The organism is Cognatilysobacter xinjiangensis (genome assembly GCF_014651995.1).
GTDB classification, from domain to species: domain Bacteria; phylum Pseudomonadota; class Gammaproteobacteria; order Xanthomonadales; family Xanthomonadaceae; genus Cognatilysobacter; species Cognatilysobacter xinjiangensis.
Map to the genome: position 1 here is coordinate 1 of NZ_BMXY01000004.1, position 18906 is coordinate 18906.

General features: G+C 71.6%; 20 protein-coding genes. 11 read left to right on the top strand and 9 right to left on the bottom strand.

From position 1 onward, the window contains the following. Positions 1 to 120: 120 nt before the first annotated feature. Positions 121 to 1026 carry a hypothetical protein gene (locus tag IE066_RS12430; protein ID WP_189450403.1) on the bottom strand — a complete coding sequence of 302 codons (906 nt, stop codon included), beginning with the start codon at positions 1024 to 1026 and terminating at the stop codon, positions 121 to 123. A gap of 86 nt (positions 1027 to 1112) precedes the next feature. Between IE066_RS12430 and IE066_RS12435 the strand changes: the two genes are divergently transcribed. Next, entirely contained in the window at positions 1113 to 2390 is a 1278-nt protein-coding gene (locus tag IE066_RS12435) for an acetyl-CoA C-acetyltransferase (protein ID WP_189450405.1), read from the top strand. 84 nt (positions 2391 to 2474) lie between these two features. Next, positions 2475 to 3449, top strand: coding sequence for a DUF4349 domain-containing protein (locus IE066_RS12440; RefSeq protein ID WP_189450407.1), 975 nt, complete (start codon positions 2475 to 2477; stop codon positions 3447 to 3449). A 48-nt stretch (positions 3450 to 3497) separates the two neighbouring features. Here the strand turns inward: IE066_RS12440 and IE066_RS12445 are convergent, their stop codons facing one another. Together IE066_RS12445 and IE066_RS12450 are read right to left on the bottom strand one after the other, a co-directional pair. Continuing rightward, the gene (locus IE066_RS12445) at positions 3498 to 4730 is read right to left on the bottom strand and encodes a heme biosynthesis protein HemY (RefSeq protein WP_189450409.1); all 1233 of its coding nucleotides are present in this window, start codon (positions 4728 to 4730) and stop codon (positions 3498 to 3500) included. 71 nt (positions 4731 to 4801) lie between these two features. After that, positions 4802 to 5560 carry a uroporphyrinogen-III synthase gene (locus IE066_RS12450; protein ID WP_189450411.1) on the bottom strand — a complete coding sequence of 253 codons (759 nt, stop codon included), beginning with the start codon at positions 5558 to 5560 and terminating at the stop codon, positions 4802 to 4804. 33 nt (positions 5561 to 5593) lie between these two features. Between IE066_RS12450 and IE066_RS12455 the strand changes: the two genes are divergently transcribed. From IE066_RS12455 to IE066_RS12475, 5 genes are all read left to right on the top strand, one after another. Continuing rightward, the gene (locus IE066_RS12455) at positions 5594 to 6058 is read left to right on the top strand and encodes a YiiD C-terminal domain-containing protein (protein WP_189450413.1); all 465 of its coding nucleotides are present in this window, start codon (positions 5594 to 5596) and stop codon (positions 6056 to 6058) included. A gap of 81 nt (positions 6059 to 6139) precedes the next feature. Next, positions 6140 to 6556: a hypothetical protein gene (locus tag IE066_RS12460; RefSeq protein ID WP_189450415.1), complete on the top strand. Its 417-nt coding sequence runs from the start codon at positions 6140 to 6142 to the stop codon at positions 6554 to 6556. 52 nt (positions 6557 to 6608) lie between these two features. Then, positions 6609 to 7046 (top strand): rhodanese-like domain-containing protein, encoded by a 438-nt coding sequence (locus IE066_RS12465; protein WP_189450417.1) that lies wholly within the window; start codon positions 6609 to 6611, stop codon positions 7044 to 7046. Between the two features lie 76 nt (positions 7047 to 7122). Next, positions 7123 to 7638 (top strand): protein-export chaperone SecB, encoded by a 516-nt coding sequence (gene secB / locus IE066_RS12470; RefSeq protein WP_189450419.1) that lies wholly within the window; start codon positions 7123 to 7125, stop codon positions 7636 to 7638. Between the two features lie 27 nt (positions 7639 to 7665). Beyond that, complete coding sequence (locus IE066_RS12475) at positions 7666 to 8700, top strand: NAD(P)H-dependent glycerol-3-phosphate dehydrogenase (RefSeq protein ID WP_189450420.1); 1035 nt, start codon at positions 7666 to 7668, stop codon at positions 8698 to 8700. A 68-nt stretch (positions 8701 to 8768) separates the two neighbouring features. Here the strand turns inward: IE066_RS12475 and IE066_RS12480 are convergent, their stop codons facing one another. The 6 genes from IE066_RS12480 to IE066_RS12505 form a co-directional block, all read right to left on the bottom strand. Beyond that, positions 8769 to 9392: an outer membrane beta-barrel protein gene (locus tag IE066_RS12480; RefSeq protein ID WP_189450423.1), complete on the bottom strand. Its 624-nt coding sequence runs from the start codon at positions 9390 to 9392 to the stop codon at positions 8769 to 8771. Between the two features lie 140 nt (positions 9393 to 9532). Then, the gene (locus IE066_RS12485; protein WP_189450425.1) at positions 9533 to 10108 is read right to left on the bottom strand and encodes an outer membrane beta-barrel protein; all 576 of its coding nucleotides are present in this window, start codon (positions 10106 to 10108) and stop codon (positions 9533 to 9535) included. A 207-nt stretch (positions 10109 to 10315) separates the two neighbouring features. Next, on the bottom strand, positions 10316 to 10786 hold the full coding sequence (locus IE066_RS12490) for a DUF2269 family protein (protein WP_189450427.1): 471 nt from the start codon (positions 10784 to 10786) through the stop codon (positions 10316 to 10318). Further along, a complete protein-coding gene (locus IE066_RS12495) occupies positions 10783 to 12063 on the bottom strand; it encodes an SDR family oxidoreductase (RefSeq protein WP_189450429.1) in 1281 nt (426 codons plus the stop codon). Before IE066_RS12495 ends, IE066_RS12490 begins: the two co-directional genes overlap by 4 nt. A gap of 72 nt (positions 12064 to 12135) precedes the next feature. After that, the gene (locus tag IE066_RS12500; RefSeq protein ID WP_189450431.1) at positions 12136 to 12615 is read right to left on the bottom strand and encodes a tRNA (cytidine(34)-2'-O)-methyltransferase; all 480 of its coding nucleotides are present in this window, start codon (positions 12613 to 12615) and stop codon (positions 12136 to 12138) included. 27 nt (positions 12616 to 12642) lie between these two features. Next, a complete protein-coding gene (locus tag IE066_RS12505) occupies positions 12643 to 13347 on the bottom strand; it encodes an SDR family oxidoreductase (protein WP_189450434.1) in 705 nt (234 codons plus the stop codon). A gap of 153 nt (positions 13348 to 13500) precedes the next feature. On the opposite strand from IE066_RS12505, the gene IE066_RS12510 reads away from it, so the two are divergent. The 4 genes from IE066_RS12510 (at position 13501) to IE066_RS12525 (ending at position 18905) form a co-directional block, all read left to right on the top strand. Further along, on the top strand, positions 13501 to 16374 hold the full coding sequence (locus tag IE066_RS12510; RefSeq protein ID WP_189450436.1) for a M16 family metallopeptidase: 2874 nt from the start codon (positions 13501 to 13503) through the stop codon (positions 16372 to 16374). A gap of 72 nt (positions 16375 to 16446) precedes the next feature. Beyond that, positions 16447 to 16761 (top strand): DUF4156 domain-containing protein, encoded by a 315-nt coding sequence (locus IE066_RS12515; protein WP_425488945.1) that lies wholly within the window; start codon positions 16447 to 16449, stop codon positions 16759 to 16761. A 110-nt stretch (positions 16762 to 16871) separates the two neighbouring features. After that, on the top strand, positions 16872 to 17888 hold the full coding sequence (locus IE066_RS12520; RefSeq protein ID WP_189450440.1) for a 3-oxoacyl-ACP synthase III: 1017 nt from the start codon (positions 16872 to 16874) through the stop codon (positions 17886 to 17888). 72 nt (positions 17889 to 17960) lie between these two features. Beyond that, complete coding sequence (locus IE066_RS12525) at positions 17961 to 18905, top strand: alpha/beta fold hydrolase (RefSeq protein ID WP_189450442.1); 945 nt, start codon at positions 17961 to 17963, stop codon at positions 18903 to 18905. Position 18906 lies beyond the last annotated feature (1 nt).

Here is an 18906-nt window from a genome sequence, read left to right on the forward strand (position 1 = left end):
GAGACGCGCGCGCAGGCGGGACGCTGAGAAAAAGCCCGGCCGCGACGCATCGCGGCCGGGCTTGCGTTCGAAGGTTTCGATGCGACGGGCGCGGCGAATGTCGCGCCGTTCGCATGTCGATCAGCCCAGCGCGGCCACGCAGTCGACGTCGCGATCGCAGTGCACGAAGTTCACCACGACGCCGTGTGCCTGCAGCACGGCGGCGAGCTGGCGCTGGCGCGCTTCGAAATGCTGGTGCTGGCGGTAGGCCTGCTCGCGGCACTCTTCCGTGGTGCAGTCGAGCCCCACCGCGTAACGCTTCTGCCACGCCGGCGGCGAGAACAGCGCGATGCGCGCTTCGCCGTCCACATAACGGATGAGCGGCTCGGGCGGCGCATCGAGCCAGGCATCCGATTCCGGCGCGAGCAGCGCCGTCTCGATCACCGGCCACAGCGCGCCGAGACCCGCGTGCTCGTACTGCAGCGAGGTCATCGCGGCGAGGTCGTGCACGGTGAGGTAGCGCGCGTGCTCGACCTGCAGGCCGAACATCGACTGCGCCGCGAGCGCGGTGGCCGCGCCGGCCATGCCGCGCTCGAGCAGTTCCTGCTCGAAGAGATCACCGACCGGGCCGACACGCGCCGGGTCGCCGCCCAGCACGATGGGCACCAGCCGCAGCGGGCCCCCCGTCAGGTCGGGCGAGGGCGTGAGGTCGCCCGGCAGGCGATCGTCGTGCGCGCCGAACGCGACGATGCGGCCGCGGCTGCGGCCGGGCGCGCGCGCGGCCAGCGCATCGAGTTCCCCGTGCAGCGGCCAGCCCGGGCGCAGCAGCTCCACGGGGTCGTAGTGCGCGCCCACGGTGACCAGCTCCAGCTCCGCCGCGTCCGGCGCGAACGCGGCGAGGTCGGCGGCGATCAACGAGGCCAGTTCGCCGGCTTCCGCCTGCGCGAGGCGGTCGCGGCGCGGTGCGGACGTGCCGGAGAGTTCCAGCGCGAGGGCGCCCAGCACGTGCACGGCGGTGGCGTCGTTGTCGGTCGGCGATTCGGTCATCAGTACGCTGGCGTTTGGTGGCGCTACACTCGCCGCATCATACCGACGGCCTTCGACGGGCCGTGTCGTCGTCCATGAGGTCCGCCATGCAGCTGCATCGTCCCGTCGCCGTGCTCGGCGGCGTCCGCATCCCGTTCTGCCGCCAAAACACCGCCTATGCCGACGTCGGCAACCTGGGCCTGTCGGTCCGCGCGCTGGGCGCGCTGGTCGAGAAGTACGGCCTGCAGGGCCAGCGCCTGGGCGAGGTGGCGATGGGCGCGGTGATCAAGCACTCGTCCGACTGGAACCTCGGCCGCGAGGCCACGCTGTCCTCCGGCCTGTCGCCGCTGACGCCGGGCATCACGATGCAGCGCGCCTGCGGCACCTCGCTCGACACCATCGTGCACATCGCCAACAAAATCGCGCTCGGGCAGATCGACTCGGGCGTGGGCGGCGGCTCGGACACCACCTCCGACGTGCCGATCGTCTACGGCGCGAAGCTGCGCGGCCGCCTGCTGAAGATGGCCGCGGCGAAGACGCCGGGCGAGAAGCTGCGTGCGTTCGCCGGTTTCTCGCCGCGCGAGCTCAAGCCCGATTTCCCCGGCGTGGCCGAGCCGCGCACCGGCAAGTCGATGGGCCAGCACTGCGAGGACATGGCGAAGGAATGGGGCATTCCGCGCGAGGCGCAGGACCAGCTCGCCTACGAGTCGCACCAGAAGCTCGCCGCCGCCTACGAGCGCGGCTTCTTCGACGACCTCGTCGTGCCGTTCCGTGGCGTTTCGCGCGACAACATCATGCGCCCGGACACCACGATGGCGAAGCTGGCCTCGCTCAAGCCGGCATTCGACCGCACGAGCGGGCGTGGCACGCTCACCGCCGGCAATTCCACGCCGCTCACCGACGGTGCGTCGGCCTGCCTGCTGTCCTCGGCGGACTGGGCGGCGTCACGCGGCATCGAGCCGCTGGCCTGGCTGCGCGACGCGCACGTGGCGGCCGTGGATTTCGTCGCCGGCGAAGGCCTGCTGATGGCACCGACGATCGCGGTGGCCGAGATGCTCGCGCGCAACAACCTTTCGCTGCAGGACTTCGACTTCTACGAGCTGCACGAAGCCTTCGCCGCCCAGGTGCTGTGCACGCTTCGCGCCTGGGAGAGCGAGGCGTACTGCCGCACGCGCCTGGGGCTGCAAGGCGCAATGGGCGCGATCGATCCGGCGAAGATCAATCCCAACGGCTCGTCGCTGGCCACCGGCCATCCGTTCGCCGCCACCGGCGCGCGCATCGTCGCCACCGCGGCGAAGGAACTCGCCCAGCGCGGCGGCGGCCGCTGCCTGATCTCGATCTGCACGGCGGGCGGCATGGGCGTGGTGGCGATCCTGGAGCGCTGATCGCGGCCGGTGCGGAGCCGGCGGTAACCCCGTTACCGTCGCCGGGTCGTTGAACCTCGACGACACGTCCACCCGGAGCCGCACATGAGCCGTCGTCCTACCGTTCCTCTCGCGGCCGCGCTCGCGGTCGCATTGCTCGCCGGGGCATGCTCGAAGGAGCAGGCCGCCGATGGCGGGACCGCCTCGCAGGCGGAGGTCGAAAGCCGTGCGGCAGTCGCCGCCGCCGATGCCGCCCCGGCTGCGCCACGCGCCGCCGCCGAGCCTGCCGTCAGCGGCCCTGGCGTCGGCGCCGACGCGATGGGTTCCGCCGCGATGACGCAGCCGTCCGGCACGCGCCGCTTCGTGCGCACCGCGCAGGTCGACTGCCAGGTGGCGGACGTGCAGCGCAGCACCGTGCGCATCGAGGATCTCGCCGCGCGCTTCGGCGGTTTCGTGACGCGCAGCGAGGTCACGGCCGACGTGCGGCGTACCGAACGCCGCCCGATCGGCAATGCGCGCCTCGTCGAACTCAGCACCTACGTCACCCGCGGCGAGCTGCAGGTGCGCGTGCCCAGCGACCGCGCGCAGGCCTTCCTGCGTGCGATCGCGTCGGAGATGGAGTTCCTCGACCGCCGCCGTTACGAAGCGGTGGACGCGCAGTTCGAACTGCTGCGACGCGAACTCGCGCGCCTGCGCCATGATCGCGCGCAGTCCGCGCTGGGCGACGTCGCGCAGGACGGCAGGCCCGCTGTCCGCGCCGACGTCATCGATCGTCGTGCGGCGCAGCAGGCCGCCCGCGATGAAGCGGTCGTCGAACAGCGCGGCTTCGAGGACCGCGTCGAATTCGCGACGCTCGACATCACCATGCGCCAGCCCGAGCGCGTGCGTCGCGCCGAGCGCCCGGACGTGGACGCGGTGCTGCGCCACGAAGGCCCGGGTTTCGTTTCGCGGGTCGGCGGCGCGCTCGCGGACGGGTGGCGCGGTGTGCTGGAACTCGTGCTGATCGCGATCACGATCTGGCCGCTGTGGCTTGCGGCGGCGATCGTCGTGATCGTCGTGCGTCGCCTGCGTCGGCGCTGAAACGAGGCCTGCGCCGCCCGGAGGCGACGCAGGCACCCTCCCTCACACTCATTGCAGGCGCGTCGGCCCCCGGCCGTCGCGCAGCTCGTAATCGCGCGGCAGGCGCGTCGCGTCGACGGGCAGGTCGAGCGGCTCCTCGCCGCGCGCGCTGCGCAGGGCATTGGCATAGGCGACGCGCGCGGCGGCGTCCTCGCCATTGGCGGCGTGGCCGTGGCCGAGCAGCTCCCATGCCTCGGGGCCCGCGCCGCGCGCGATCGCGCGGCGCAGCGTGGCGTCGGCGCCGGTCCAGTCGCCATGCGCGTGCTGCAGCCGCGCGTGGCTCAGCAGCAGGCCCGGGCTGTCGGGATGCTGCGCGAGCCAGCGCTCGCTGCGCGCAAGGCGCTCGTCGAGCCGGCCCACCGGCAGCCGGCCGTACTGCGCGGCCAGCGACTCGTCCCAGTTCGCTTCCAGCGCCTGCTCGATCGCCTGTGCCGCAGCATCGTCCCAGTGCAGCACGGCGGCGCGCTCCGCATAGGCGGCGGCGACGGCGGGATCGCGGCGCAGCGTCGCCGGCATTGCGTCCCACTGCGCGGCCAGCGCGTTGCCGTCGCGCGCATGGGCGAGCGCGCCACGCGCCCAGCGGGCTTCCAGGCGCGGCAGGTCGGCGGCGGGCACGGCATCGTGCTTGCGCAGCGCGCCGAGCATTCCGTAGGCCTCGTCGTAATGGCCGATCTCGGCCAACGCCTGTGCGCGCAGCGCGAGTCCGCGCGGCGGCAGCGGCTGTGCGGCTTGCATCTCGAGTGCGACCAGCGCGTCGGTCGGGCGGCCCTGCGCGAGCGCGAGCTCGGCCTGGCCGATCGCGCGCAATGCCGGATGCGTGGCCGACAGCGCATCCAGATGCTGCACGGCCACCGAGGTCTCGCCGCGCGCCGCGGCGGCGCGTGCCGCGTGCAGGCGGGCGATGGCGACCGAATCCGGATCGCGGGTGGCGGCGAGCGTGCGCTCGGCGCGCTCCCAGCGGCCCAGGTGCAGGTCCTCCAGCGCAGAGTTCAGTCGCGAGCGCTCGTTGCGCTCGCGGCGACGGCGCAGCGCCGAGCCGGGCGCTGCGAACAGCTTCAGCAGCAGCCACAGGCCGGCGAATACGGCCAGGCCGATGGCGAGTGCGCGCGGTACGGTGGTGGTGTAGTCGAGGCCGCCGTAGCGCAGCAGCACCAGCCCGGGTTCGGGCAGGAGCACCTGGGCGGCGAGGGCGACGGCGAGCACGACGACCGTCCAGATCAGCAGGCTGCGTACGAAGGCCATGATGGATTTCCCGAGACGGCGGACCCCGCGAGTCTCGGCAGCGGCCGCGGGACGCGCCGTGAAAAGCCGCTTCAGCCCGGCGCGCGGTTCAGCGCGGCGACAAGTTGCGACGGTCGCGGCCCGTCGGCGCGCAGCACGTCGGCGAAACCCAGGCGCCTGGCGTGCTCGACCAGGCGATCGCTCGCCGCCAGCACGCGCGCCTGCCGCAGCCGCGCGAGGTCGGCGGGCTCGAGTTGCGCGACGGCGAGGTCCAGCGCCTCGCCGCTGGTGAGCGCGAGCGCCAGCCGCCCCTGCGCGCCGCGCAGCGCGCGCAGCCCGGTGCGTGGCAGGCCGCAGGGCTCGCGGCTGTAGATGTCGGCGCGCAGCACCTGCGCACCGCGCGCGCGCAGCGCCGGCGCGATGCGGTCCCGTCCGCCCGGCGCGCTCACCAGCCCGATGCGCTGGTCGGTCACGTCCGAAAGCCGCGGCAGGTTCAGCACGCCCTCGCTGTCCATGCGCGCGGGCGCCTCCACGTGATCGACGCCGGCGCGGCGCAGCGCGCGCCGCGTGCCGTCGCCGATCGCGATCGCGGGCAGGTCGTCGGGCAGGGGTTCGAGCGCGCGCGCCGCGGCCACCGCGTTGGGGCTGGTGAACAGCACGACGTCGCAGCCCAGCGCCTCGCGCAGCGCGTCGCGCGAGGCCGTGTCCTCATGTACGCGGATGCGCAGCGGCGACAGCGCGATCACCGCATGCCCCGCACGCCGCGCGACGTCGCGCAGGCGCTGGTGCTGACCGCGCGGGCGCAGCGAGATCACGTACCATCGCGGGCCCGTCGACAGGGAGTCGTGCATGCCGCGCAGCTTCGCATACCGCACGGTGTCGCCATGAGCGGCGACGCGCTCGCGCACCTCGATGCGCACTACCAGGGCATGCCGCCGGTGCGTGCGCTGGGCCTGTCGATCGCGGGCTTCGACGGCGAGCGCCTGCGCCTGCGCGCGCCGCTCGCACTCAACGTCAACGACAAGGGCTGCGCGTTCGGCGGCTCGCTGGCCTCGCTGATGACGCTGGCCTGCTGGGGCCGCGTGTGGCTCGCGGTCGAGGCGGCCGGGCTGGACTGCGACATCTACGTCGCCGACAGCCGCATCCGCTACCTCGCGCCGCTCTACGACGACCTCGAGGCCGAGGCGGTCGCCGCGCCCGAGGCATCCTGGGACGATTTCCTCGACGCGATCCGCCAGAAGGGCCGCGGCCGCATCGAGCTCGTCGCGCGCGTGGACCTGCCCGACGGCCGCGCGGCCACCACCTTCGAGGCGCGCTTCGCGGCGATCGCCCGCCCGCCGGCCGGCTGAACCGTTCGCCGGGCTGCGACGCCGTCCGCTGGGCGCGGCGCGCGCGCCGGCCTACGATCGGCGCACCAAGGGGAGACCGCCATGCACCGCCTGCTTCGCCGCCTGCCGTTCGCGCTGCTGCTGTTCGTCGGCCTGGCCGTCGCCGGCCCCGCCCAGCGGGCGCTGCCCGCCGCCCAGGACGGCTGGGCCGCCGCCATCCGCTGGGGCAACTTCGAAGGCGCGGTCAACCTGCTCGACCCCGAGCGACGCGCCGAGCAGGCGCCGGGCTCGATCGAGGCCGAGCGCTACCGCCAGGTGCAGATCTCGTCCTACCGCGACCTCGGCGCCACCGTCGACTACAAGGCCGGCACCGCGGTGCGCGACGTCGAGATCGGCGTGATCAACCGCAACACGCTGGCCGAACGCACCGTGCGCTACCGCGAGGTCTGGCGCTGGGACCCGAAGGCCAAGGCCTGGTGGATCACCAGCGGGCTGCCGGATCTATGGGGCGGGCGCTGAGCCGCGGCCGCGCCATGCGACAATCCGCGCCCCGTAACGTGGGCGATCGTCCGTGACCTTCCAGGAACTCCTCGATTTCGCAGGCCGACACCAGATGCTCGCCATCGGTTTCGTCGGCCTGAGCCTCGCGCTCGTCTATACCGAGATCGCGCGCCTGTTCCGCCCCTACAAGGCGCTGACCCCGCCGCAGCTCACCGCGCTGGTCAACCGCGAGGATGCGCTGGTCGTCGACCTTTCGGCCACGGGCGACTTCGAGAAGGGCCACATCGCCGGCAGCCGCAACGTGCAGGCCAGCGCCTTCGGCCCCGAGCACAAGCTGCTCGCGGGCGCCAAGGAGCGCCCGGTGGTGCTGGTCTGCCGCAGCGGACAGGCCTCGGCCGCGCCGGCCGGCAAGCTGCGCAAGGCCGGCTTCCAGAACGTGTACTGGCTGGACGGCGGCGTCGCCGCCTGGCAGCAGGCGGGCCTGCCGCTGGTGAAGGGCCGCGCCTGAGCGCCCGGCGTCCGGCAAAACCGGGCGTGCCATAATCCCGCCCCTTTCGCATCGACATCCGCGCCGGAGCGCAGCCATGACCGAAGAGATCCAGAACGACGCCGTCCTCGGCGCCACCGACGACAATGCCGCCACCGGCCCGTCCTTCACCGTCGAGAAGATCTACGTCAAGGACGTCTCGTTCGAGGTTCCGGGCGCCCCGGCGGTGTTCAACGAGCAGGCCCAGCCGCAGCTCTCGATGAACCTCAACCAGCAGGTCACGCGCCTGAACGACGCGGCCTTCGAGGTCGTGCTCGGCATCACCCTGACCTGCACCGCCGACGACAAGCCGATGTACCTGGCCGAGGTGAAGCAGGCCGGCGTGTTCGGCCTGGCCGGCTTCGACGCGCAGACGCTCGACGCCGTGCTCGGCACGCACTGCCCGAACGTGCTGTACCCGTACGCGCGCCAGCTGATCTCCGACCTGATCCAGGCCGGCGGCTTCCCGCCGTTCCTGCTGCAGCCGCTGAACTTCGAGGCGCTGTACGCCGAAGGCCTGCGCCAGCGCGCCACGCAGGGCCTGGAGTCCTCCGAGGCCGTCGGCAACGCCTGATCCGGGATGACCGGAAACGACGTGGACATGGCTGATACCGCGCGCGCCGTCCGGCGCGTCGCGGTACTCGGCTCGGGCTCCTGGGGCACCGCGCTGGCCGCGCTGATCGCGCGCAACGGCGAGGACACCGTGCTCTGGGGCCGCGACGCCGCGGTGGTGCAGGCGATCGACACCGCGCACGAGAACCCGCGCTACCTGCCCGGGATCCCGCTGCCGGACACGCTCGCCGCCACCACCGACCTCGCCGCCGCGCTCGCCGACGCCGACCTGGTGCTGGTGGTCGTGCCCTCACATGCCTTCGCCGAGACGCTGCGCGCGCTCGCGCCGCATCGCCCGGCCGACGCCGGCGTGGCCTGGGCGACCAAGGGCTTCGAGCCCGGTAGCGGCCGCTTCCTGCACGAGGTGGCTGCCGAGGTGCTGGGCGAGGGCGTGCCGCTCGCGGTCGTCACCGGCCCGTCCTTCGCCAAGGAAGTCGCGCAGGGCCTGCCGACCGCGCTCACCGTGCATTCGGACGACGCCGGCTTCGCCAAGACGGTCGCCGAGGCGCTGCACGGCCCGGCGTTCCGTGCCTACACCGGCGACGACATGCTCGGCGCCGAGCTGGGCGGCGCGATGAAGAACGTGCTCGCGGTGGCCACCGGCGTCGCCGACGGCATGCAGCTCGGCCTCAACGCACGCGCGGGCCTGATCACCCGCGGGCTCAACGAGATGCTGCGCCTGAACCAGGCGCTGGGCGGCAAGGCCGAGACGCTGATGGGCCTCGCCGGCCTCGGCGACCTGGTGCTGACCTGCACCGGCGACCTCTCGCGCAACCGCCGCCTGGGCCTCGCGCTCGGCCGCGGGCAGTCGATCGCCGACGCGGTGCGCGAGATCGGGCAGGTGGTCGAGTCGGTGCAGACCGCCGACGAGGTGATGCGCCAGGCCGAGCGGGCCGGCGTCGAGCTGCCCATCTCCGAGGCCGTGCGCGCGGTACTGCACGGGCGGATGACCCCGGCCGACGGCCTGCGCCGGCTGCTCGCGCGCGAGCAGAAGCCCGAGTACCCGGACGAGCTGTTCGGCTGACGCCGCGCAGCTTCGCCAACAAAAAAGCCCGGCCGGAGCCGGGCTTTTTCTTTATGCGCTGACCGAGATCAGAAGCTGGCGCGGACGCCGACCATGTAGCGGGTGTCTTCGTTGCTCGACACCAGCTCGCCGTGCTCGATTTCGGCGGTGATACCCCAGGTCGGGTTGAACTTGTACTGCGCGCCGATCACGCCGGTGAACGTCTCGTCGAAGTCGCCGCCGCCGTAGTAGTTGACCTTCAGCAGGCCTTCCAGCGCGTCGTTGAACTGACCGCGGACGCCGAGCGCGGCGCGGCCGCCCTTGATGTCGTCGCCGATCTTGCCGTAGCCGCTGACGTCGAGGTCCGCATCGAGGCGCGCGTACGCCAGCTCGGCGATGAAGTCGACGCGGTCGGACATCGACTGGTGGTAGCCCAGGCCGAGTTCGTACTGGGTCAGGTCGAGGTCGGCGGTGACGCCCGGGGCGAGGCCGAAGTCCTCGGAGGCGCGCGAGACGCCGCCGAACACGTTCACGCCCGAGCCGAGGTCGTACGAGCCACGGATGAAGCCGCCGTCGGCTTCCGGGTTGTCGAGGAGGTCGTCTTCGACGTGCAGCTTGTTCCAGCCGCCCTCGACGTAGGTGTAGGACAGCGGTGCAGCGGAGGCGGCGAACGGAGCGAGCGCCAGCGCCAGCGCGAGAATCTTGGTCTTCATGTAAGTCCCTGTTCTTGTTGAAATTCGCTGCGGCTCAGTTCCGCCGCAGAACGTAATTTTAACAGGGCCGTCACATTGCACATAAGAAAAAGCCCGGCCGGAGCCGGGCTTTCGTTCAGGATCGGGAGAGAGTCGATCCGTCAGAACGAGATGCGGGGACCCACGAACACCTGGGTGTCGCCGTCGGCGAACTTCACTTCGCCATTGACGCCCCAGGTCGGGTTGAACTTCACCTGCGCGCCGACGCGGCCGTAGAAGTCGCCGTCGAAGTCCTCGGTCTTCTCGTAGCCGGCGAGCGCATAGCCCTCGAGGTTCGGAGTGAACGCACCGCGCACGCCCGCCTCGACGCTGAAGCCGTCGGCGGAGTTGTCGCCCGGCAGGCCGCCGAGGTCGTAGTTCTCGTAGGCGACGCGGGTCACGAGGTCGAGGCGCGTGTTGATCTCGCGGTTGTAGCCCACGCCCAGGCGCCAGTTCTCGAGGTCGACATCGACGCCGTCGATCGACTGCTTCGAGTAGCCGCCGAACACGTGGAAGTTCGGGGCGATCGCGCCCGAGCCGTTGAGGGCCCAGCCATCGGCATCGTTGTTGGTGCCGGTGTTCTCGAGGTCGGTGCGGACGTAGCCGCCTTCGACGTAGTTGTACGACACGCCCTCGGCCGCGGAGGCGGCGAACGGCAGGGCGGCGAGGAGCGTGAGGGCAAGCAGGGTGCGCTTCATGGGGTGCCTCTTGTTATTGGTGGCCGGCCGCTGACCGGCCGGTGCAGCGAAGTATCCGCAGCGCTTCACAACGCTTCCTTAATCCTGAACTCACCGGTTTAGGAACTTCTCAGGCGGCTTCAGGTCGACGGCCGCCTCGGCGCCCTCGCGCCTGCGCGATCGCGTTCCGGCACGGCGGGAAACCCACGATGGCGGCAGGGCCCGGCGCTACGGCACCGGCTTGGCGACCATCAGCCAGAAGATCGCGAGGAAGGCGAACAGCGCGGGCACGCCCAGCAGCACCCAGGCCCGGAACGCGCGCCAGTAGGCCGGCGGCAGCGGCGTGCCGGCCTCGAGCGCGGCGCGGGCGAGGTCGCGCAGGCGCATCTGCAGCCAGACCACCGGCAGCCAGCAGGCGATCGCCGCCGCATACAGCGCCAGCGACCACTTGAGCCAGCCCACGTGCAGCGGCATGCCGAGGCGATGCGCCAGCCAGATGCCGGTCAGCGGTTGCAGCACGGCGGTGGTCGCGGTGAACAGCCAGTCGGCGATCACCACCCAGCGCGTCACGCTGGCGACGACGCGCACGTCGCGGCCGAGCGTGGTGACCAGCAGGTAGAACGCGGTGCCCACGCCGGTGCCGAACAGGAACGTCGCCGACAGGATGTGCAGCGTCTTGACGAGCAGGTAATCGTTCACGGGCGGCGGTCCAGTGCATGCAGCAGTACGAGGGCGGCGAGGATCGGCAGGTTCTTGAGCACCGGGCCGAACGGATGCAGCCAGAACGCGGGCAGCGCGACGCTGATGATCGCGGTGTAGCCGAGGATCAGCGCGATCGCCGCGAGATAGACCGCGCCGCGACGGATCGGCAGCAGCATCGCGATGCCGAGCGCGAGATCCAGCGTCGCGCCCGCGTACAGCGCGAGCGTGGCCGCAGCGCCATGCAGGCCCGCGTCCGCGAGCAGCGCGTAACTGCGCTCGACCGGATACAACCCGAACGAAAGTGCCGCGGTGACGAGGAACACGATCGCCAGCGACACGCGCAGCAGGGGCGACGCCCAGCGCAGCTGCGCGTCGCGACGCGTCATCGCGCGCGTCGCCGAGAGTACGAAAGTGTTCGCCGCGCGCGGCGGGCGGCCGAGCAGGGCGGCGAGGTCGTCGGCGGGCGCGCAGTTGCCGCGCTCCAGCATCGCGATGGTTTCGGGTTCGACCAGCGAGCCGGGCAAGTGCTGCATCAGTCGCGCCGACCACCGCACCAGTGGCATCGGCACCCGCACGGCGCGCAGCGGGCCGAGCGCGAGGCCGCGGCGCAGCGTGTCGAGGTAGTCGCGCAAGCTCATGCACTCGGGGCCGACCACGGCCAGCATCCGCGGCGGTGCATCGCTTTCCAGTGCCCGCACGATCGCCTCGATCACGTCGTCCAGATGCACCGGCGCCACCTTCTGCACGCCGCCGCCCGGCAATGCCGCGAGTGGCAGCGTCGCCAGCATCAGGAACATGCCGGCGCTCGCGCCCTGTGGTGCGAACACGACGGACGGCTGCACGACGGTGGCCTGTAACGGCAGCGACAGCAGGTGGCGGTCGGCCGCGCGCTTGGACAGGTGGTAGCGGCTCGCGGCCGCGTCGTCGGCGCCGAGCGCGGAGACCTGCACCACGCGGCGTACGCCGGCGTCGACGCAGGCATCGAACAGCGCGCGCGGCGTGGCGTCGTGCAGCGCATCGAAGGGTTGCACCGCGCTTTCGCGCAGGATGCCGACGGCATTGACCACGGCGTCGACGCCGGCGAGCCGCGGCGACCAGGCCGACCTCCGCGTGTCGCGCGCGAAATCCACCGCGACCGGTTGCAGCGTCGGCCAGCGACGCTTCGCCGCCGCCACGTCGCGCACCGCCGGCACCGGCACGTGGCCGCGCGCGAGCAACGCATCGACGACCGCGCCGCCGATGAAGCCCGTCGCTCCGGTGACGAGGATGCGCATGCCGATCTCCTTCGCCGCCCTGCGGCCCGCGGGCGAGACTACGGGGCGCGCGCGATGCGCGGCGTCGAGGCGTCAGCCGCCGCCGGCATAGCCCTGCTGGCGCCAGGCCTCGAACACCGTCACCGCGATCGCGTTGGACAGGTTGAGCGAGCGCACGCCGGGCCGCATGGGAAGCCGCAGGCGCTGCGACCCGGGCAGGGCGTCGAGCACGTCGTCGGGCAGGCCGCGCGTTTCCGGGCCGAACAGGAAGGCATCGCCCACGCGATAGGCCGGCGTGTCGAAGCGCACGCGACCGCGCGTGCTGAAGGCGAACACCCGCAGCCCGTCGCCATGCACGTCGCGAAGATGCGCGAGCGCGGCATCGAGATCGCGATGCACCTTCACCGTCGCGTACTCGTGGTAGTCGAGCCCGGCGCGCCTGAGCTGGCGGTCGTCCATGTCGAAGCCCAGCGGTTCGACCAGATGCAGCCGCGCGCCGGTATTGGCGCACAGGCGGATCGCATTGCCGGTGTTGGGCGGGATTTCGGGCTGGTAGAGGACGACGTCGAACATGCGGCGATTATCGCCGCAGCCTGCGCGTCACCACGGCAGCGTCTCGCCCTGCCAGTCGAGGAAGCTGCCCGAGCGCGCCATGTCGAGGCCGTCGATCACGCGAAGCAGGCCCGCGACCGACTGCTGCGGCGCGAGCGGCGCCTGCGCGCCGCCCATGTCGGTCTGCACCCAGCCCGGATGCAGCGAGACCACCGCGATGCGGCGATCGGCCAGCGCCGCGGCCAGCAGGCGCGTGACCATGTTCAGCGCGGCCTTGCCGATCGCGTAGGTCGGCGTGCCGAAGCGCGTGGTGTTGGCGATCGAGCCCAGCTGCGAGGTCATGTTCGCGACCTTCGCGCCGTCGGCCAGGCGCGGCTCGATGGCCTGCGCGAGCAGGAACGGGCCCATCGCATTGGTGCGGAAGCTGTCCTCGAGGTTCGCCGCCGGCACGTGGCCGAAGCGCTCGCCCGAATGCAGCAGGCCGGCGTTGTTGATCAAAAGGTGCAGCGGCTCGTCGCCCAGGACCAGCGGCAGCTCGCGCGCGACTTCCGCCTCGGCCTTCGGGTCCATCACGTCCAGGGGGAACACGTGCAGCCGGCCCGGGTGCTCGGCGACGAGGCGGTTGAGGTCGTGCGCCTGCGCGGGGTGGCGCGCGGTGGCGATCACGTGGTCGCCGCGGGCGAGCAACTGGCGGACGTATTCCAGGCCGATGCCGCGGTTGGCACCGGTGATCAGCACGTTTCGACGGGACATGGCGGGCTCCGGGCGACGGTCGCGCGAGTGTAGGCGCGGGCGTGCATGAGCGCGTTCATGCGCGGGCCGGTACTTGTGGCCCGGTCCGCTTCGCCTGCCGCTGGGCTAGCATCCGGCGGTTGCCGGCGGGGGCCGGCCCTACCGGAGTTCCGCATGTCCCAGTCCCTGTCGCGCCGTCCGCGCGCCGCCCTGCTCGCGCTCGCCGTGGCCGCCGCCATTGCCGGCGTGGCCGCGCCCGTCGCCGCCGCCCCGGCCCGCAGCGCGCCCGCCGCGACCGTCGACATCCCCTACGAGGAATTCACCCTGCCCAACGGCCTGCGCGTGATCGTGCATACCGACCGCAAGGCGCCGATCGTGGCGGTGAACCTGTGGTACCACGTGGGCAGCAAGAACGAATCGCCGGGCCGCACCGGCTTCGCGCACCTGTTCGAGCACCTGATGTTCAACGGCTCGGAGAACCATCGCGACGAGTTCTTCGGCCCGTTCGAGATGGTGGGCGCGACCGACCAGAACGGCACCACCAATTCCGACCGCACCAACTACTTCCAGAACGTGCCCACCACCGCGCTCGACACCGCACTGTGGATGGAGTCCGACCGCATGGGCCACCTGCTCGGCGCGATCGACCAGAAGACGCTCGACGAGCAGCGCGGCGTGGTGCAGAACGAGAAGCGCCAGGGCGAGAACCAGCCCTACGGCCGCCGCATCATCAGCAAGCTGATGGAGGCGATCTATCCGCAGGGCCATCCGTACAGCTGGTCGACGATCGGCTCGATGGCCGACCTCGACGCCGCCACGCTCGACGACGTCAAGACCTGGTTCAAGAGCTGGTACGGCCCCAACAACGCCGTGCTGGTGCTGGCCGGCGACATCGACGTGGCCACCGCGAAGCAGAAGGTCACGCGCTACTTCGGCGACATCCCGGCCAGCGCCACGCTGCCGGACATGCAGACCAACATCCCCAAGCGCACCCAGGACACCCGCGAGACGATCCCGGATCGCGTGCCGCAGGTGCGCATCTACCGCGCCTGGCCGGTGGCCGAGACGGGCACGCGCGACTCCACGCTGCTCGCGATGTTCAGCCAGATCCTCGGCGGCAGCGCGACCTCGCGCCTGGACACGCGCCTGGTCTACGGCGACAAGCTGGTCGACAACACCGGCACGGCGCTGTGGAGCCAGGAGATCTCCGGCACCTTCATGATCACCGCCGACGTCAAGCAGGGCGTGGAGCCCGCGAAGGTCGAGGCGGTCATTGACGAGGAGCTCAAGCGCCTGGTCAACGAAGGCCCGACGCAGGCTGAACTCGAGCAGGCCAAGACCGCGATCCGCGCCGACTTCGTGCGCGGCATCGAGCGCATCGGCGGCTTCGGCGGCAAGTCCGACGCGCTGGCCGAATGCACCGTCTACACCGGCAAGCCGGACTGCTTCAAGGAAGACCTCGCCGTGCTGATGGCGGCCACGCCCGAGCAGGTGCGCGACATCGGCCGCAAGTGGCTCGGCGTCGGCTCGCACACGCTGCTGGTCGAGCCCAGCGAGACGCCGGCCTCGTCGATCCCCGAGCGCGTGGTCGCCGCACCGGCCAAGGCGCCGGCCCCGCTGCCCAAGCCCGATCCGAAGTTCAAGACGGTCAAGACCGACGTCGACCGCGGCACCGGCGTGCCGATGCCGTCGTCGTTCCCGGAACTCCAGTTCCCGCAGCCGGCGATGGCCACGCTGTCGAACGGCATGACCGTCGCACTGGTCGAGCGCCATGAAGTGCCGGTGGTGCAGCTGTCCATGGAGTTCCCGGGCGGCTACACCGCGGACCTCGGCAAGAAGCTCGGCACCGCCAGTTTCACCATGAGCATGCTCGACGAGGGCGCAGGCGACCTGGGCGCGCTGCAGCTCAAGGCGCGCAGCGAGGCGCTGGGCGCGCAGATCGGCGCCGGCGCGGGCCTCGACCAGGCCACCGTCGGCCTGTCGGCGCTGAAGGACAAGCTGCCCGAGTCGCTGGACCTGTTCGCCGACGTCGTGCGTCGCCCGCGTTTCGACGCCGCCGAGATGGAACGCGTGCGCGCGCAGTGGCTGGCCGGCATCAAGCAGGAGAAGGCGCGTCCGCAGACCGCCGCGCTGCGCGTGCTGCCGCCGCTGCTCTACGGCAACGGCCATCCGTATGCGATCCCGTTCACCGGCACCGGCACCGAGGACTCGATCAAGTCGCTGACCCGCGACGACCTGGTCAACTTCCACGCCAACTGGCTGCAGCCGTCGAGCGCGCGCATCGTCATCGTCGGCGACACCACGCTCGCGCAGATCCTGCCCGAGCTGGAGAAGCGCTTCGGCGACTGGAAGACCCCCGCCAACGCGCCGAAGCTGCCGACGGTCCCGACCGTCGCCAAGCCGGCCGCCGGCCGCGTCTACCTGGTCAACCAGCCGGGCGCGATCCAGAGCAACGTCTACGTCGCCGGCCTGGTGCCGCCGACCGCCGACGCCGGCACGATCGACTTCGACTTCGCCAACGGCGTGCTCGGCGGCGAGTTCTCCTCGCGCCTGAACATGAACCTGCGCGAGGACAAGCACTGGGCCTACGGCTCCTACAGCGGCGCGAGCAACACGCTCGGCCAGCGCCCGTGGATCGCCTCGGCCGCCGTGCAGAGCGACAAGACCGTCGAGTCGATCAAGGAGCTGCGCCGCGAGGTCACCGAGTTCGCGAGCGGTACGAAGCCGGCGACGGCGAAGGAGGTCGAGAAGATCCGCGCGACCAACACGCTCAGCCTGCCGGGCGCGTACGAGACCGGTTCGGCCGTGCTCTCGCAGGTGGCGTCGAACCTGCGCTACGGCCGTCCGATGGACTACGTGGTGCGCTTCGCCGAGCGCAACCGCGAGATGACGCCGGCGATGGTCACCGAGGCCGCCAAGCGCATCGACCCGAACGCGCTGACCTGGGTGGTCGTGGGCGACCTGCCGAAGATCGAGTCCGGCGTGCGCGAGCTCGGCCTCGGCGAGGTCAAGGTGGTCGACGCGGACGGCAAGCCGGTCGCGAAGTAAGCGGCCGGGCTTTGCGATGGCGACGCGCGGGGCGACAATCCCGCGCGTCGTCGTTTCCGGACCCTGCCGATGATCCGCATCACCGCCATCGCCGCCCTCTGCCTGCTCGCCGGCGCCTGCACCTGGGTGCCCATGGAGACCGGCGCCGCCAGCGTGCGCGTGCTCGCGGCCGGCGCGTCCACCGCGGGCTGCACCAAGCTCGGCGAGATCGAGGGCAACGTCACCGACCGCGTCGCGCTCTACGAGCGCAACCCGCTGCGCGTGCAGGAGGAGCTGGAAACCATGGCCCGCAACGAGGCAGTGAGCCTGGGCGCCAACACCGTGCTGCCGCTGGAGCCGCCCCGCGACGGCCGCCAGCGCTACTCGGCCTGGCGCTGCCCGGGCTGAATCGCCGCCTGAACGGGGTTTCCTGAACCGTGCGCCCCCGTACGCGGGTGTGCGCCGTACTGCCCCGCGCGTTAAGCTTGTGTGTTCCGGTCGCCCACGAGCTGTCGCCCATGCTGTTCCAACACGTCGCCATCGCCGGCCTCGCGCACATCGACGCGCCGCGCCGCCTCACGACGGACGAAATCAACGCAAGGCTGCGACCCACGCTGGATCGCCTCGGTATCCGTACCGACGTGATCAAGGACATCGCCGGCGTGAACGAGCGTCGCCTGTGGGACGGCCCGATGCTGGCCTCCGACGCCGCCACCCTCGCCGCCGTCAAGGCGCTGGGCGATGCCGGGATCGAGCCCGGCCGCGTCGGCCTGCTGGTCAACACCTCCGTCAGCCGCGATTACCTCGAGCCGTCGACGGCCTCGATCGTCTCCGGCAACCTGGGCCTGCCGGACACCTGCCAGAACTTCGACGTCGCGAACGCGTGCCTCGCCTTCATCAACGGCATGGACATCGCGGCGCGCATGATCGAGCGCGGCGAGATCGAATATGCGCTGGTGGTCGACGGCGAGACCGCCGACCTCGCCTATGAGAAGACGCTCGAGCGCCTGACCCATGCCGACGTCACCGAGGAAGCCTTCCGCAACGAGCTCGCCACGCTGACGCTGGGCTCCGGCGCCGCCGCGATGGTGATGGCCCGTGCCGAGCTCGCGCCGGGCGCGCCGCGCTACCGGGGCGGCGTAACGCGCGCGGCCACGGAGTGGAACAAGCTCTGCCGCGGCAACCTCGACGGCATGGTCACCGACACCCGCCAGTTGCTGATCGAAGGCGTCAAGCTCGCGCAGAAGACCTTCCAAGTCGCGCGCCAGAAGCTCGGCTGGGTCGCCGAGGAACTCGACGAGTTCGTCGTGCACCAGGTGAGCAAGGTGCACACCGCCGCCTTCACCAAGGCGATGGGCATCGACCCGAAGAAGGTCCTGACCATCTTCGGCGAGCACGGCAACATCGGCCCGGCCTCGGTGCCGATCGTGCTCTCCAAGCTCCGCGAGATGGGCCGCCTGAAGAAGGGCGACCGCGTCGCGCTGCTCGGCATCGGCTCGGGCCTGAACTGCTCGATGGCGGAAGTGGTCTGGTAATCCGCCCGACACCTTGATCGCGACACCACCGGCCGCCTCGTGCGGCCGTGTGCTTTCAGGCCCCCGAACACCATGACCGCCACGGCTTCCTTCCCCGACTACCCGTTCACGCCGCAACGCTTCGAGGTGCGGCCGGGTATCTCGATGTCCTACCTCGACGAGGGCCCGCGCGAAGGCGAGGTGGTGGTGATGGTCCACGGCAATCCGTCGTGGAGCTACTACTGGCGCCACCTCGTGCTCGGCCTGCGCGACCGCTACCGCTGCATCGTGCCGGACCACGTCGGCATGGGGCTGTCGGACAAGCCGGACGACGGCGGCGGCGTCCGGCCGGCGCGTACGCCGTCGACCGATCCGGCGCATTACGACTACACGCTGCAGTCGCGCGTCGACGACCTCACCGCGCTGCTCGCGCATGCAGGCGTCACCGGCGACGTAACGCTCGCGGTGCACGACTGGGGCGGCATGATCGGTTTCGGCTGGGCGCTGTCGCACATGCCACAGGTCAAGCGCCTGGTGATCCTCAACACCGCCGCGTTCCCGCTGCCGGCTGCGAAGCCGATGCCTTGGCGGCTCTCGGTGGGGCGCGACTCGACGCTCGGCGCCTGGGCGATCCGTCGCTTCAACCTGTTCGCGCGCGGCGCCTCGCGCCTGGGCGTGTCGCGGCCGATGCCGCGCGCGGCGCGCGATGCCTTCGACGCGCCGTACCACGGTTGGGCGAACGCGATCTCGACCATCCGCTTCATGCAGGACATTCCGCTCGCGCCCGGCGACCGCGCGTGGCCGCTGCTGGAACGCGTCGGCAACGCGCTGCCCTCGTTCGCCGATCGCCCCGCCTTCATCGGCTGGGGCCTGCGCGACTTCGTGTTCGACAGGCACTTCCTCGACGGCTTCCGCCGCGCGTTGCCGAACGCGGAAGTGCACGCGTTCGAGGACGCGAACCATTACGTGCTGGCCGACAAGCACGAGGTGCTGGTGCCCGCCATCCGCCGCTTCCTCGACACCCATCCGCTGGCCTGAG

Coding starts and splice junctions, on each gene's coding strand:
- IE066_RS12430 (WP_189450403.1), bottom strand. CDS start 1,026: ATGACCGAATCGCCGACCGACAACGACGCCACCGCCGTGCACGTGCTG.
- IE066_RS12435 (WP_189450405.1), top strand. CDS start 1,113: ATGCAGCTGCATCGTCCCGTCGCCGTGCTCGGCGGCGTCCGCATCCCG.
- IE066_RS12440 (WP_189450407.1), top strand. CDS start 2,475: ATGAGCCGTCGTCCTACCGTTCCTCTCGCGGCCGCGCTCGCGGTCGCA.
- IE066_RS12445 (WP_189450409.1), bottom strand. CDS start 4,730: ATGGCCTTCGTACGCAGCCTGCTGATCTGGACGGTCGTCGTGCTCGCC.
- IE066_RS12450 (WP_189450411.1), bottom strand. CDS start 5,560: ATGCACGACTCCCTGTCGACGGGCCCGCGATGGTACGTGATCTCGCTG.
- IE066_RS12455 (WP_189450413.1), top strand. CDS start 5,594: ATGAGCGGCGACGCGCTCGCGCACCTCGATGCGCACTACCAGGGCATG.
- IE066_RS12460 (WP_189450415.1), top strand. CDS start 6,140: ATGCACCGCCTGCTTCGCCGCCTGCCGTTCGCGCTGCTGCTGTTCGTC.
- secB (WP_189450419.1), top strand. CDS start 7,123: ATGACCGAAGAGATCCAGAACGACGCCGTCCTCGGCGCCACCGACGAC.
- IE066_RS12475 (WP_189450420.1), top strand. CDS start 7,666: ATGGCTGATACCGCGCGCGCCGTCCGGCGCGTCGCGGTACTCGGCTCG.
- IE066_RS12480 (WP_189450423.1), bottom strand. CDS start 9,392: ATGAAGACCAAGATTCTCGCGCTGGCGCTGGCGCTCGCTCCGTTCGCC.
- IE066_RS12485 (WP_189450425.1), bottom strand. CDS start 10,108: ATGAAGCGCACCCTGCTTGCCCTCACGCTCCTCGCCGCCCTGCCGTTC.
- IE066_RS12495 (WP_189450429.1), bottom strand. CDS start 12,063: ATGCGCATCCTCGTCACCGGAGCGACGGGCTTCATCGGCGGCGCGGTC.
- IE066_RS12500 (WP_189450431.1), bottom strand. CDS start 12,615: ATGTTCGACGTCGTCCTCTACCAGCCCGAAATCCCGCCCAACACCGGC.
- IE066_RS12505 (WP_189450434.1), bottom strand. CDS start 13,347: ATGTCCCGTCGAAACGTGCTGATCACCGGTGCCAACCGCGGCATCGGC.
- IE066_RS12510 (WP_189450436.1), top strand. CDS start 13,501: ATGTCCCAGTCCCTGTCGCGCCGTCCGCGCGCCGCCCTGCTCGCGCTC.
- IE066_RS12520 (WP_189450440.1), top strand. CDS start 16,872: ATGCTGTTCCAACACGTCGCCATCGCCGGCCTCGCGCACATCGACGCG.
- IE066_RS12525 (WP_189450442.1), top strand. CDS start 17,961: ATGACCGCCACGGCTTCCTTCCCCGACTACCCGTTCACGCCGCAACGC.